This is a genomic window from Ruegeria sp. HKCCD6426, assembly GCF_057221115.1.
Map to the genome: position 1 here is coordinate 17,463 of NZ_JBWVBF010000014.1, position 12,931 is coordinate 30,393.

Genomic DNA, 12,931 nt, shown 5'->3' on the forward strand with positions numbered 1-12,931 from the left:
GCGGGACACTTTTTCCGCCCTTCTTCTATGGGGGAGGATCAATTCCGGTCTCCACCGCGTACATGCGAGCCAAATGGGCATTGCGGCGGATACCGATGGCCGATTAACACGGACCAATCGAGTTGGGATCGGTTGCTCGGTTAGCTGTGTGTTTCCAACTGGAATTCGCTCCGCCAGCCACTGGCGTCCGCTTTGGACCTATTCTGTTGAAAGGTTCTTCCTTGATTGAGGTGTAACTTGCTGATTCCATTCTGCCGACAAGCGGGAGGATCAGCCATGATGGGGCCAAGACAAGAATCTCAGGCAGCGCTGTTTTATGAGTTCTCACTTGCGGATCACATTCCCCAAGACCACCTGTTGCGGTCGATTGACCGGTTCGTCGATCTGAGCAGCATCCGTACCCATCTTGCTGGTTTCTACAGCCACACTGGCCGTCCTTCCATCGACCCTGAACTGCTGATCCGCATGTTGCTTGTCGGTTATTGCTTTGGCATCCGGTCGGAGAGACCGCTGTGCGAAGAGGTGCATCTGAATCCCGCCTATTGCTGGTTCTGTTGTCTCGATCTGAACGATCGCGTGCCGGATCATTCGACGTTTTCAAAGAACCGGCACGGTCGGTTTCGCGAGAGCGAACTGCTACGCCATTTGTTTGAGACAACTGTGGCGCGCTGCATAGCGGAAGGTCTGGTGAGCGGTCAGCGCCTGGCAATCGATGCCAGCCTGATTGAGGCGGATGCCAACAAACAGAATTCAACACCGAAGGAAGATTGAGACGCGACGAGCATCGATCCGGCAGATGCGCCCCGAGCCGTGCGTGAGTAACTCGACACGCTGGATGAGGCGGCATTCGGAGCTGCGAGCGAGGTGCAGCCCAAGTTCACATCCCATTCCGACCCAGCAAGCCAATGGACCGCAGCACGCAAAGGCCGGCATTCTTTAGCTATTCGGACAACTACCTGATCGACACGGACCATGGCGTCATCGTCGATGTGGAAGTCACTCGGTCAATCCGACAAGCCGAGATTGGATCGACCAAGACCATGTTGGACCGTGTGAAGACGAAGTTCGACCTGCATCCAGAACGGCTGATCGCTGACACCGCCTACGGCATTGGGCTGCTTTTGGGTTGGTTGGTCGACCGACAGATCGCGCCGCACATCCCCGTCTTCGACAAAGCAGGCCGATCCGATGGCACATGGTCCAGAGCTGACTTCGCGTGGGACGCCAAGAACGATCAGTACATCTGCCCCGAAGGCCATGCGTGGAAGCAATTCCGCCGTAACTACTCCGACCCGACCAGAGGACCAACTGGCAAAGGGACGGCCCGCTACCGCGCCTTGAAAGACGTTTGCCAAGCCTGTCCATCGAAAAACAAGTGCTGCCCTAACACCGACGCACGCAAGATCACCCGCGAAGAGCACGAAGATGCCCGCCAGGTCGCTCGAGACATTGCCAAGACCCGCCAGTACGACATCTCAAGGAAGTTCAGAAAGAAGGTCGAGAGGCTCATTGCCCGCCTCAAACGCATTCTTGGGCTGAGACGGCTCCGATTACGTGGTCCGTGTGGTGCAAATGACGAATTCCTCCTCGCCGCCACCGCCCAAAACCTCCGGAAATTGGCCAAGATCTTTCCCGCACTGCAGCAAACGCGAAAAGCCTGACCAGAAAGGCATTCGCACCGCGCTCAATGCCGTCAATTCCGCACAAGAAACACTTTGGTCTTCAACAGAATCGGCGGGAAGCTGCCCAGAGCACCTACAGCTAACAGATCAATACCATCGAATGTGGTCTTCTGGGTAAACGACAACGGTCCTGCTAGATTTTTTCGTGACTGTCACTTGTGGAGCAACCAAGCAAACATCTTCATAGACTGTGATGGGCCAACCTAAAGAACTGCACCGATCTGCCATGGGACAAACTCGACCATCCCAAAGCCAAGGGTTTCGCTTTTAGTCAGTTGCCCGGAAGCCGTTGCCAATATTATCTCGTAAATTTCGCGGCCCTTCTCTTCGATTGAAACGCCGTCAATGACTTCCCCGCAGTTCACATCCATATCTTCTGACAAGCGGGCGTACATATCGCTATTCGAAGCCAGCTTAAGACCTGGAACAGGTTGGTATCCGGACACCGAACCTCGGCCGGTCGTGAATGCGATCAGGTTTGCACCCGACGCAATCTGACCGGTCACGGAACAGGGGTCATAGCCTGGGCTGTCCATGAACACGAGGCCATGGCGGTCGATCTGTTCACCGTAAAGATACACGCCATTCAATGGTGCCGTTCCGGCTTTGGCCACGGCACCCAGTGATTTTTCCAAAATTGTGGTCAGACCACCTTTCTTGTTGCCCGGACTGGGATTGTTATCCAGCGATGCACCATTCCGAGCACAATAGTCTTCCCACCACGCTAAACGGGCTTCGAGCGCAGCGCCAATAGCCGGTGTTCGGGCGCGAGAGGTTAACAGATGTTCTGCGCCGAAAATCTCCGATGTCTCTGAAAGGATGGTGGTTCCACCCTGAGCGACCAAAAGGTCCGAAGCATGCCCCAATGCCGGGTTGGCCGTGATCCCCGACAATCCATCTGAACCGCCACATTGCATGCCAACCGTCAGTGCACTTGCAGGTGCAGGCTTGCGAGTGGCCAAATTTGCTTCAGCCATTAGCTCGTGCAAGGCGGCCAAGCCTTTGTCCACGGTGGCCCGCGTGCCCCCGGTCTGCTGAATAGTCATGAAACGGAACCGCTTTGGGTCATTCAACTGCGGGGTTCCTGCCAGTTTGGGCAATTGCATTACTTCGCACCCCAACCCAAGCATCAGGATGGCACCGAAATTCGGGTTCCGGGCATAACCCGAGATGGTGCGAAACAACGTATCATACCCTTCGCCTTGCGCAGACATTCCACAACCCGTGCCGTGGGCGATCGGAACTATCCCGTCGACATTGGGAAATTGGTCCAGCAGGCCTTCACGGTATGCTGCTTCAGCGATGAAACGTGCGACCGAACCGGCGCAATTGACCGATGTCAGGATGCCTACATAATTGCGAGTGCCAACTCGGCCCGAGGCACGATGATATCCTTGAAACGTATCTTCGCGAACCGGGGTGGGCAGCTCACGTATCTGAGTGCCATAGGTTTCTCCATGCTTGTAATCATCCATGCCGAGGTTATGGCTGTGGACATGAACACCTTTGGCGATGTCTGCTGTGGCGGCTCCAATGACCTGCCCATATTTGCGCACCTTTTGCCCCTTGAGAATGGCGCAAGAGGCCAGCTTGTGACCGGAGGGAATCTCCGCCCCTGAAGGCGCGGAGACGGGAGCAAGCGCGATGACGACATTGTCGTCGGGATGTAGTCTGATGGTCTTGGGCATGGCTTTAAGACACGGGTGTGACGATAGCTTTGATCAGGGTCTCTCGGTTATCGGCCAGGGCTTTGAACCGTTCAGGCAGATTGGCCAGCGAAATGGTTTCTGAACACAGCGCTTCGGCGTCAATGTCACCGTTGCGAAGAGCCTGCATTACCCGTTGGAAATCTACGTCCAGCGCGTTTCGGCTGCCGATAATACGAGCTTCACGTTTGTGGAATTCGGAATCGCTGAACCGGATATCATCCTTAACCACGCTTACCAAAACATAGCTGCTGCCATGGGCCAGATAGGCGAACCCGGCTTCGATCGCGTCAGTGTTGCCAGTTGCGTCAAAGACGACATCGAAGCCGTCGGCCAGATCGCCGATCAAGATCGGTTCTCCGGCCAAATGGGTGTTGTCAAAACCGAATGTTTCGCGAACCAGTTCCAGCCGGCTTGCGCTGACGTCCGACAGGTGCACATCTGCCCCGGACAAGCGCGCGAACAAAGCTGTGCCCAGCCCGATCGGTCCGGCGCCGGTCACCAGAACCCGGTCTCCGGTTTGCGTGTCGCAGCGAGCCACCGCATGGGCGCCGATTGCCAGAAACTCGACCATGGCAGCCTGTAATGGCGTCAGCCCGTGGGCGGGATAGAGATTGCCAAGCGGGACCGCGATGCGTCCGCACATGCCTCCGTCCGAATGGACGCCTAAAACCGAGATCTCGGCGCAGCAATTTGGTTTTCCACGCTGACAAGCGCGGCAGCTACCGCAAGAGATGTAAGGGTTGATTACAACCAGATCACCCGCCTTGAAAGATCCCGCGTCATTGACCACGTGGCCACTGAGTTCATGCCCGATCACCCGAGGGTATTGAAGAAACGGATGTTTGCCTTGAAAGATGTGGTAATCGGTACCGCAGATTCCGACCGCGGCTACATCGATCAAGACATGGCCTTCAGGCACCTCGCTCGGGGCCTCGCGCGTAGTCAGGACGAATTCACCAGGTTCCAGGCAGGTTCCGCATTGCATGGTTTGAGATTTGGCATCTACGTCCTTCATTGTGCGACCTCAAGATTTCGGGGGGTCCAGTCCGACGGGAGTTCGCCTTTGATGATCATGCTCAACACGTCATCTTTATTCACCTCATCAATGTTGTATGACCCGACATTGCGGCCCTTATTCATGACCATCACTCTGTCGCATAGGTCGAACACGTCATGCATGTCATGGCTGACAAGGAAAATGCCGATACCCTCGTTTCGCAAGCGTTTGATGAGGTCGGCGACCATTGCTGTTTCCGAGGGGCCAAGTGCCGCTGTCGGTTCATCCATGATCAGTATTTTAACGTCGAAATAGATCGCTCGTGCAATTGCGATGACCTGACGTTGGCCGCCGGACAAGCTGGCCACTGGGTCACCGAGATTTTTGAAGTTCGGGTTCAGGCGGCGCAGGACCTCGCGCGCCTCAGACATCATGCGTTTTTCATCCAGGTTGCCAAAGCGGGTCTTTAGCTCTCGGCCCAGAAACAAGTTTGATGGCGCGTCCAGATGATCAGCCAACGCCAAATTCTGGTAAATGGTTTCGATACCTAAATCCCGCGCGTCGTGGGGTGAATGAACATGGGCATCTTCACCGCGAACCTTAATCCTGCCGCCATTTGGCAACATTGCGCCCGACAGAATGCGCATCAGGCAGGATTTGCCGGCTCCGTTGTGGCCCAAGACCCCAACAACCTCTCCAGGATTTAGGGTAACCGACACACCATTCACAGCACGCACACCGCCGAAGTGCTTTTCGATGTCGATCATCTCGACCAAAGGGGCCGTGTCAGAGTGAGTTGTGGACATGGGACACGCCTTCGTTTGGAAGTTGGAAATTCCGGCGCGCTGAGTGAGTGCAGCGCACCGGAAACGGGCTATCAGTACAGAACGTTCTGCGCTGTTGGGGTGTCGATGTTGCCCTGATCAACCAGCACAACGCCTGTATCAATGAAGCTGTCAACCGAGTTGCCGGAGATTACGTCGATCACAGCATTCACCCCCAATTCGCCCATTTGAAACGACCCCTGAACGGCGGTTGCTTGCAGCGTGCCATCGCGCACGAAGTCTTGCAGGTCGCCATTGCCGTCAAAGCCGAACGCGGTGATCTGACCGGCTTTACCAGCCTGAACCAGCGCGCGTCCCATTCCGACGGCAGTGGGTTCATTAGCGCCGAAAATGCCAACCAGGTCGGCGTTGGCGGCCAGAATATCGGTGGTCTGGTTCAATGCGGTTGCCATTTGAGACTGCGAATAGAACGGGCCGACGATTTCCAGCTTTGAGTTTTCGCCAAGGTATTCCACAAAACAGCCAACACGGCCGATTTCAGATCCCACACCTGCCACATAGGACATAACGGCAACTTTGCCCTCGGTTCCGACCGAGTCGATCATGGATTTGGCGACCAGTTGACCAGCGGCGCAGTTGTCCGTCGACAGGAACGCTTGGTAAGTGCCTTCCGCGCCTTCGCCTAGGCCAGAATCGATAATCGCGACCGGAATACCGCTTTCGAAGGCGCGTTTGACAACTGGTGCCAGTGCATCCGGATCGGACGGGGCCAACACGATGCCAGCGACGCCGCGGTTTATGGCATTTTCTACCATATTGACCTGGTCAGCGATTGCGCTTTCCGATGCCGGGCCATTGAAAGTCATGCTGTGCTCGTCCTGGGCGGCAATGGCGGCGGTCGCGCCCTTGTTGACGTTCTGCCAAAAGTTCGAGTTGGTAGTCTTTACGATGACCGCTATCTCTCCGGCCATGGCTGTGGCCGGAAGGGTCGCAACAAGTGCAGTAGCGGCAAGCAGCTTGGTGACGGTGGTTTTCATGGCTTTCTTTCTCCTCCTGTTGGAAAGCGTTGGATTGGGATCAGCGGCGATTGCGCAGCTGGTCGACGTAGACCGCCAGGATGACAACCGCGCCGATTATTATTTGTTGGATGAAAGACGATACGCCGGCCATGTTCAGACCGTTGCGCAGGATACCGATGATGAAAGCGCCGATCATGGTGCCCGAGATCGTGCCCACGCCGCCCATAAGGGACGCGCCGCCAATCACTGCCGCCGCAATCGCGTCCAGTTCATACATGACGCCTTCGTTGGGTTGAGCGGTGATCAGGCGCGACATCAATACCACGCCGGACAGGCCGGCAAGAGCTCCGCTCATGCCATAGGCGAGAATCTTGGTGCGATCGACATTGACACCAGACAGACGAGCGGCCTCTTCGTTCGACCCAGTGGCATAAATGTGTTTGCCCAGTTGGCGGCGGCGCAGAAGATACGCAGCGGCAAATGCCATCACCGCAAGCAGAATGACTGGATATGGGATGCCAGGAAAGACAACACGCGGGAAACCATTGGCTTGCATTTCGACGATACGAAACAATGCACCATTGCCCAGAACTCCAAATGCTTCACCAAGTTGCGAAATTGGGGCTGCCCCGGTCAGTTGAAGGGCCAGGCCCCGCGCCATCAGCATCATGCCAAGGGTCGCAACAAAGGGTGTGATGCGCATCTTTGTGATGACGAACCCGTTGAAAACACCACAAAGCGCTCCGACACCGACGCCAATGAGCATGGCCGGCACAACCGGCATACCCGATTTGACCAACATGCCCGTAACCGTTCCTGACAGCGCCAGAACTGATCCCACTGAAAGGTCGATGCCTCCGGTGATGATGACCATCGTCATGCCAATGCCCAATAGTCCGATGACGGCGGTTTGAAGCAGGATGGTCAGACCGTTGTTCACCGATAGAAACGCGGCGTTCCCAAAAGAGAATATGATGATCAGGATAAGCATCGTCAGCAGGGCTGAGAGCTTGTGGAACGCCTCGCCAGAAAGGCGCAAAGATGCCCCTGATTTTCTGAGACGTTGAACCAATTCGACCATTTCGGTCCTCCCGATCTTCGCGGTACTAAATTATTAAAAACATTTAATCTCAAGCCTTGTCGAGCGTCAATGGTTTTTTATAATTATAGACAGGTGAAGATTCTGGAGGCATTTCAGTGGCGCGTACGGATGAAAGATTCAAGAGTACTTTCAATAAGCTGCTTGATCAGTGCGCCTCTTTGGGGAAGGGCGCGCAATTGCCGTCCGAGTTTGCCTTGGCAACAGATCTAAACGTCAGCAGGACCGTAATACGATCCGCCCTGACCAAACTCAATGAAGATAGAATCATTTCCTGGGCCGGACGTACAAAAACTGTTTTGCGGCGACCGCGAGATTCAGATCGACTGGAGGTTGTCTCGGAACCCCCAACACCAGAAGAGCTGGAGAGCCGCTTTTTTGACTGGGTTCTACGCTTCGACGTACCCGCCGGAACCCCCTTAAATGTCAAGCAAATGTCACGCGACTTCGAAGTGCCGGCCCATTCCCTGCAGGAGTTTCTGGCTTCACTCAGCCGGTTCGGGTTGGTTCAGCGTCGCCCAAAAGGGGGATGGGGGTTGGTGGGATTTACCGAAGATTTTGCAATCGAGTTGTCGGATTTTCGCTCGGTTCTTGAGTTGAACGCTGTCTCACAGGTGGTGGCACGGCCCGAGGGAGATGCGATCTGGGTGAAGCTGGCGGAACTGAAGCAGAAACATCTCGAGCTCGCGGACAATATAGATACTCGATTTCACGATTTTTCCCGGCTCGATGAATCCTTTCATGAGGCCCTTTACAGCGTTGTCAAAAACAGGTTCGTGAAAGAGTTTCAGCGTGTGATCTCAATGATCTTCCACTATCACTACCAATGGGAAAAAGACACGGAAAAGACCAGGAACGAGCAAGCGATCAACGAGCACCTACGCTTGATCGAAGCACTTCTGTCACGTGATGAAGAGGCGGCGTTGCATGCCGCCAAGGAACATCTGGCCACAGCAAAGCGTACGCTTTTGGCTTCCATGCGAAGTCACAGATTTACTTGAATGCCCGTTGTGCTACCACCGTCCAGGGTGTGGCAAGCGCGTCTAAATTCCGTTGCAGAGATGAGGGCTTCGCCGTTCCTATCAGAACCGAAGAAGTAGCCGGATGCGTCCGCGCGAAATGCAGCGCGGCAGTTGCCAATGGCAGACCATGCGCTATTGCGCAGCTTTCAAGCATTTCCACTTTTTCGAGTATTTCCTGCGGAGCAGGACCATAATCATAGCTGGCCCCATCAACAGGGCCTGTTGCCAGAATGCCTGAGTTGAAGATCCCACCCAGAACAAGGCTCGTGTTTAGCTCTCGACACAGGGGCACCAACGCCTCTTCCGCAGAGCGGTCCAAAAGGGTCAACCGACCGGCCAGAAGGATTACGTCCAAAGGCCGTTCGTTGAGAATATCCAGGCAGATCTGGTTTTCGTTTACGCCGAGCCCGAACCCACCTATGCGTCCGGTGTCTTTTAACTTTTGTAGCCGATCAAGACCGGTCCCCATCAGGTCGCCCATATGGGCAGCGTTTCTGGTGCCGTGGGTGTAGGTCCCGATATCGTGCACATAGAGAATATCAATATAGTTTGTGCCCAGATAGGTGCAGCTTTGTTCAAATGACGCTTCAATTCCATCGCCCGAATAATCGTAGCGAATGCTATTGGGTAAAGGGTTGATAAATCCGTCTGCTTCGGCCTGCTGCCGTCCGGGTGATAAAACCCGTCCGACTTTTGTTGAGATCACGTATTGATCTCGAGGTTTGTTCTTCAAGAACGCTCCCAGTCGCACTTCTGACAAACCACGCCCATAGTGGGGAGCGGCGTCGAAATATCGTATACCGCTGTTCCAAGCCGCCGAGAGTACCTCGTGCGCGGTCTCTTCAGTAATCTCGCGGTAGAGGTTCCCGATACCCGAGCACCCAAATGATATCTCGCTGACTTGGATATCAGTATTTCCAAGTTGATTTGTTTTCATGACACGGCGTCCAGTTCGGGGAGTATTGCGGTCAACCGAGGCATCGGAGAGCTGCAACCCTGTTCACGTGCCCAGGTGACAAAGGCTCCGACCCGGCGTTGCAGCTTGTCATGGTGGTTCTGCTCGATATCGGTCAGCCTGTGTTCAAGAAACGGGTTTGCGAAGCGGTCCAGAACGGTGTGAACATAGGCTTTGGCCTCGTGTTCCATTCCTGCGGCAGCAAATCCCGGAACAACCTCTCGCTCATATAGCGCTTTTAGATCCGCCAGAACTTGGGGTACTTGCATCAAATCCCGAACAAACTCGGCCCCTTGCTTTTGTTGTTCCAACCACTTCGCAACAAGATAGGTGTGGCCAAGGTTCAGAATGAACAGCTTGCGCGCCTCGATCGGTTCCAGTGATGGCACCACCTGAACGGCGGTGTGGGTGCAGGGCAAGATCAGACCGGGACAGTCCTGAATGGCCCAGAGCGCATAAGGTTCAGCCACAGCTCCGGCAGGTTCCAAGGGTTCGGACACAATGCGATCGACCAGTGAATTCACAAATGTCACCTGGGTGGCAACCCATGCAGCAAACTCCGCCGACAACCCGTCCGCCAGAGGCAGAACAAGGTTCCGTAGCGCGTCTCCGTTTCTGACAAGCAGTTCAGTTGGCATGATCTGGATAGGGTGTTGGTTGGCCTTGAAACGCGCCCAAAGTAAATGGGTGAGCTTGGCTGGAAACGACATCCCCTGATCAAAAGACTTGGACGTGTCGCTTAGAGAAGGCTTGAAGCCCGCGTCCGAGGTATTGGACAGGATGATTTGCGCTTCCTCAACCACAATGTTGGTAATTTCTTCCCAGTCGCATCGAGTAGACAACGCCCGTGTTACCGAGGTCACGCATCGCTCTTTATTTATCACCTGACCCTTATCGACCCCGCATATACGTACGGTAAATCCGGCAGGTGCTGACAGAGCTTTCAACCGGTGTGATCGCGCGGTGCTTCCGCTGCTCTGAACGACAGTGATATCCCCCAAGGCTTCGCCCCGCCCCTGCGCCTCGGACACAAATAGATCGGCGTGGGCTTGCAGGAACCGACTGGTGCCGAATTGCACAATTGGCGTTGTTGACATGGCGACCTCCTCTTAGTAATGGTTTTTTATGATTATAAACCGTTTGTCAACACTCAAGCTGTCAAGGAGATGTGTGACAAGTCGCAAAAACGGGATCGCAATATGAGAATAGACGCGCATCAGCATTTCTGGAGGCTTGATCGAGGTGACTACTTCTGGATGGACGACAGCGTTGCCCCAATTCAACGCGACTTAGGTCCCGGCGATCTGCTGCCGTTGCGCACAAGGGCCGGCATAGATGGAACGGTAGTGGTTCAGGCCGCACCAACCGTCGCGGAAAGCGAATATCTCCTGTCTTTGGCGGATGAAGACCAGTCAATTCTGGGCGTTGTTGGGTGGGTTGATCTGGGCCAAGCAAATGCAAGATCAGACTTGCAACACCTTGCTGCCCACTCCCGTTTCAAAGGCGTACGCCCGATGCTTCAAGACATCGAAGATACCAGTTGGATCCTGCGAGACGAAGTCATTTCTAATCTTGAGATTGTAGCTGCGATGGGACTGCGACTGGATGCGCTGATTACCCCCCGACACCTGGATGCGATTTCCGATTTGGCCCACCGGATACCCGAACTGCCCATTGTCATCGATCATTGCGCAAAACCCGTGATCCAAAATGGACAAGATGCAGGGGAGGAGTGGCGTGCAGGTATTGCCCGGTTGGCACAAGCTCCACAGGTCGTGTGCAAACTGTCCGGGCTTGCGAATGAGTTCGGAGCAGGATGGAACGCAGACAAGTTGCGACCCGTATTCGACCATGTGTTGGATTGTTTTGGAGCAGAGCGTTTGATGTGGGGAAGCGACTGGCCGGTGTTGGATCTGGCTGGCACTTATCAAAGCTGGCATAATTGCGCCTTGTCGCTGGCATCCACGCTAAGCGTCGAAGAACAAGGCAATCTGTTTGGGAATACGGCAACCCGCTTTTATGGGTTGAAGCCATGATGGATCTTGTCTGCGCCGGCGAAGCGATGGCCGAATTGCGTCAAGACACAGCTGCCTATCGGGTGGGGTTTGCAGGTGACACATTTAACACGGCAATTTATGCCAAACGCGCGCTTGGGCCCACGGCGAAGGTCGGATTTCTAACCCGGATGGGCATGGATCCGATGTCTGAAGGGCTTGCTAACTTGGCCTCGAAGGAACAGGTCGCGCTGCCTGGCTGCGTGCGGGACGAGGACAGGAACCTCGGGATCTACTCAGTGACGACAGACGCCGCAGGTGAGCGGTCATTTCACTACTGGCGCGGAGATTCAGCTGCGCGGCGGTTGTTTCGTGGCCCGATGGATTTGCAGATCCTAACACAAGCGAAAATCGCCTATCTGTCCGGGATTACCTTGGCGATCCTGTCACAGACGGCGCGTGAAGCGCTCTATGAAACTCTCGAAGTTTTTCGCAATAATGGTGGGCTGGTCGCGTTTGACAGCAATTACCGTCCCCGACTGTGGGAGGACAAAATTACAGCCCAGTCCCAAATCAGCCAAATGTGGCAACTCACGGATATTGCCTTGCCATCCGTTGATGATGAAATGGACCTTTTTGGCGATCCAAACCCTCACGCGGTTCTGGATCGGCTGAACGATTGGGGCTGCAAATCAGGCGCATTAAAGCGCGGTCACGAGGGACCGGTTTCGCTTTCTCCGAATTTTCCGCAATCATTGGCATTTCCCCGTGCCAGGAAGATCGTGGATACCACGGCGGCCGGAGACAGTTTCAATGGTGCCTATCTTGCTGGGGTTCTGGGGGGGGCATCCGAAGCAGATTGCCTGAAGGCCGCACACGCCATGGCAGTTTCTGTTATTGCGCAGCCAGGAGCCATTATTCCGCAAAACAAGGACAAAACATGAAGCGAATGGGAATGGTCATTGGGTTGCGTCGGGAGCATGTCGCTGAATACAAACGCCTCCATGCGGACGTCTGGCCCGACGTGCTGGAGCGTCTGCGTAGATCTAACATCACTAACTACTCAATATTCCTGCGAGAACCCGAAAACTTGATGTTCAGTTACTGGGAATATGTTGGAGACTGTTTTGATGCTGACAATGCTGCAATCGCCGCCGACCCGGTGACACGGGAATGGTGGAAAATATGCGGCCCAATGCAGACTCCGTTGGAGACCAGGCACGAAAGCGAATGGTGGGCTCCGATGGAAGAGGTTTTCCACCTCGACTGAACCAATCGCCACGTGGTGTATAGCGTACATCTACCTTACCGATTAGCCTCCCTATAGACTGCGGATTGGTACCCGTTGCAGGCATGATGTGGCTTGCAAACTGCGCCGCGGCACTAATGCTTTATGTGAATGATGGAACCGATCGAAACTATCGGTTGACTAAGTGTCTTAAGAAGTCTGCGAACCAGATACTGGCGGTCACTCGTTACACACCGAGTGTACGGCTGCTCATGAAGCCACCGAAACGAATGCAAACAGATTGACGGGGTATTGTAATGGGTTAATCAGGTTTACTGGTCAGGTAGGCATTGCCAAGTTGTCTGCGCGTTGTGAACAGTTTACGCGTTACGCGTTACGCATGAAGATACCGCCCAAAATGCCGCGCCTGAAGGGCTTTCG

11 protein-coding genes and 2 pseudogenes are annotated in these 12,931 nt (G+C 54.7%); 6 read left to right on the forward strand and 7 right to left on the reverse strand.

The window, feature by feature from the left end; genetic code table 11:
• The first annotated feature begins 276 nt into the window (after nucleotides 1–276).
• Nucleotides 277–1,661, forward strand: a pseudogene (locus AC2TDA_RS22410) (IS1182 family transposase).
• 224 nt (nucleotides 1,662–1,885) lie between these two features.
• Here AC2TDA_RS22410 and AC2TDA_RS22415 read toward each other — a convergent pair.
• From AC2TDA_RS22415 to AC2TDA_RS22435, 5 genes are all read right to left on the reverse strand, one after another.
• Nucleotides 1,886–3,370 (reverse strand): UxaA family hydrolase, encoded by a 1,485-nt coding sequence (locus AC2TDA_RS22415; RefSeq protein WP_480881304.1) that lies wholly within the window; start codon nucleotides 3,368–3,370, stop codon nucleotides 1,886–1,888.
• Between the two features lie 4 nt (nucleotides 3,371–3,374).
• A complete protein-coding gene (locus tag AC2TDA_RS22420) occupies nucleotides 3,375–4,406 on the reverse strand; it encodes a zinc-binding alcohol dehydrogenase family protein (RefSeq protein WP_480881307.1) in 1,032 nt (343 codons plus the stop codon).
• Complete coding sequence (locus AC2TDA_RS22425; RefSeq protein ID WP_480881309.1) at nucleotides 4,403–5,194, reverse strand: ATP-binding cassette domain-containing protein; 792 nt, start codon at nucleotides 5,192–5,194, stop codon at nucleotides 4,403–4,405. The genes AC2TDA_RS22420 and AC2TDA_RS22425 overlap by 4 nt, the downstream gene beginning before the upstream one ends.
• 71 nt (nucleotides 5,195–5,265) lie before the next feature.
• A complete protein-coding gene (locus AC2TDA_RS22430) occupies nucleotides 5,266–6,210 on the reverse strand; it encodes a substrate-binding domain-containing protein (protein WP_480881311.1) in 945 nt (314 codons plus the stop codon).
• Between the two features lie 40 nt (nucleotides 6,211–6,250).
• The gene (locus tag AC2TDA_RS22435; protein WP_480881313.1) at nucleotides 6,251–7,273 is read right to left on the reverse strand and encodes an ABC transporter permease; all 1,023 of its coding nucleotides are present in this window, start codon (nucleotides 7,271–7,273) and stop codon (nucleotides 6,251–6,253) included.
• Between the two features lie 116 nt (nucleotides 7,274–7,389).
• On the opposite strand from AC2TDA_RS22435, the pseudogene AC2TDA_RS22440 reads away from it, so the two are divergent.
• Both AC2TDA_RS22440 and AC2TDA_RS22445 read left to right on the forward strand, forming a co-directional pair.
• A pseudogene (locus AC2TDA_RS22440) lies at nucleotides 7,390–7,557 on the forward strand (GntR family transcriptional regulator); the annotation flags it as partial.
• 168 nt (nucleotides 7,558–7,725) lie between these two features.
• Nucleotides 7,726–8,292: a GntR family transcriptional regulator gene (locus tag AC2TDA_RS22445; protein ID WP_480851022.1), complete on the forward strand. Its 567-nt coding sequence runs from the start codon at nucleotides 7,726–7,728 to the stop codon at nucleotides 8,290–8,292.
• Here AC2TDA_RS22445 and AC2TDA_RS22450 read toward each other — a convergent pair.
• Together AC2TDA_RS22450 and AC2TDA_RS22455 are read right to left on the reverse strand one after the other, a co-directional pair.
• Nucleotides 8,285–9,250, reverse strand: a complete 966-nt coding sequence (locus tag AC2TDA_RS22450) for an aldo/keto reductase (RefSeq protein WP_480881315.1) — start codon at nucleotides 9,248–9,250, stop codon at nucleotides 8,285–8,287. The genes AC2TDA_RS22445 and AC2TDA_RS22450 overlap by 8 nt on opposite strands.
• On the reverse strand, nucleotides 9,247–10,365 hold the full coding sequence (locus AC2TDA_RS22455; RefSeq protein ID WP_480851008.1) for a mannitol dehydrogenase family protein: 1,119 nt from the start codon (nucleotides 10,363–10,365) through the stop codon (nucleotides 9,247–9,249). The genes AC2TDA_RS22450 and AC2TDA_RS22455 overlap by 4 nt, the downstream gene beginning before the upstream one ends.
• 102 nt (nucleotides 10,366–10,467) lie before the next feature.
• Here AC2TDA_RS22455 and AC2TDA_RS22460 point away from each other — a divergent pair, with 102 nt between their 5' ends.
• Genes AC2TDA_RS22460 through AC2TDA_RS22470 form a run of 3 tightly spaced genes read left to right on the forward strand, consistent with a single transcriptional unit; the run spans nucleotide 10,468 to nucleotide 12,532 of the window.
• The gene (locus AC2TDA_RS22460) at nucleotides 10,468–11,304 is read left to right on the forward strand and encodes an amidohydrolase family protein (RefSeq protein ID WP_480881317.1); all 837 of its coding nucleotides are present in this window, start codon (nucleotides 10,468–10,470) and stop codon (nucleotides 11,302–11,304) included.
• Entirely contained in the window at nucleotides 11,301–12,206 is a 906-nt protein-coding gene (locus AC2TDA_RS22465) for a sugar kinase (RefSeq protein ID WP_480881319.1), read from the forward strand. Before AC2TDA_RS22460 ends, AC2TDA_RS22465 begins: the two co-directional genes overlap by 4 nt.
• Nucleotides 12,203–12,532: an L-rhamnose mutarotase gene (locus tag AC2TDA_RS22470; protein ID WP_480881321.1), complete on the forward strand. Its 330-nt coding sequence runs from the start codon at nucleotides 12,203–12,205 to the stop codon at nucleotides 12,530–12,532. Before AC2TDA_RS22465 ends, AC2TDA_RS22470 begins: the two co-directional genes overlap by 4 nt.
• The last annotated feature ends 399 nt before the right edge of the window (nucleotides 12,533–12,931 follow it).

What these genes read in the sequence shown, in the direction of transcription:
- AC2TDA_RS22415 (WP_480881304.1), bottom strand. Translation starts at nt 3,370, where the DNA reads ATGCCCAAGACCATCAGACTACATCCCGACGACAATGTCGTCATCGCG.
- AC2TDA_RS22420 (WP_480881307.1), bottom strand. Translation starts at nt 4,406, where the DNA reads ATGAAGGACGTAGATGCCAAATCTCAAACCATGCAATGCGGAACCTGC.
- AC2TDA_RS22425 (WP_480881309.1), bottom strand. Translation starts at nt 5,194, where the DNA reads ATGTCCACAACTCACTCTGACACGGCCCCTTTGGTCGAGATGATCGAC.
- AC2TDA_RS22430 (WP_480881311.1), bottom strand. Translation starts at nt 6,210, where the DNA reads ATGAAAACCACCGTCACCAAGCTGCTTGCCGCTACTGCACTTGTTGCG.
- AC2TDA_RS22435 (WP_480881313.1), bottom strand. Translation starts at nt 7,273, where the DNA reads ATGGTCGAATTGGTTCAACGTCTCAGAAAATCAGGGGCATCTTTGCGC.
- AC2TDA_RS22445 (WP_480851022.1), top strand. Translation starts at nt 7,726, where the DNA reads ATGTCACGCGACTTCGAAGTGCCGGCCCATTCCCTGCAGGAGTTTCTG.
- AC2TDA_RS22450 (WP_480881315.1), bottom strand. Translation starts at nt 9,250, where the DNA reads ATGAAAACAAATCAACTTGGAAATACTGATATCCAAGTCAGCGAGATA.
- AC2TDA_RS22455 (WP_480851008.1), bottom strand. Translation starts at nt 10,365, where the DNA reads ATGTCAACAACGCCAATTGTGCAATTCGGCACCAGTCGGTTCCTGCAA.
- AC2TDA_RS22460 (WP_480881317.1), top strand. Translation starts at nt 10,468, where the DNA reads ATGAGAATAGACGCGCATCAGCATTTCTGGAGGCTTGATCGAGGTGAC.
- AC2TDA_RS22465 (WP_480881319.1), top strand. Translation starts at nt 11,301, where the DNA reads ATGATGGATCTTGTCTGCGCCGGCGAAGCGATGGCCGAATTGCGTCAA.
- AC2TDA_RS22470 (WP_480881321.1), top strand. Translation starts at nt 12,203, where the DNA reads ATGAAGCGAATGGGAATGGTCATTGGGTTGCGTCGGGAGCATGTCGCT.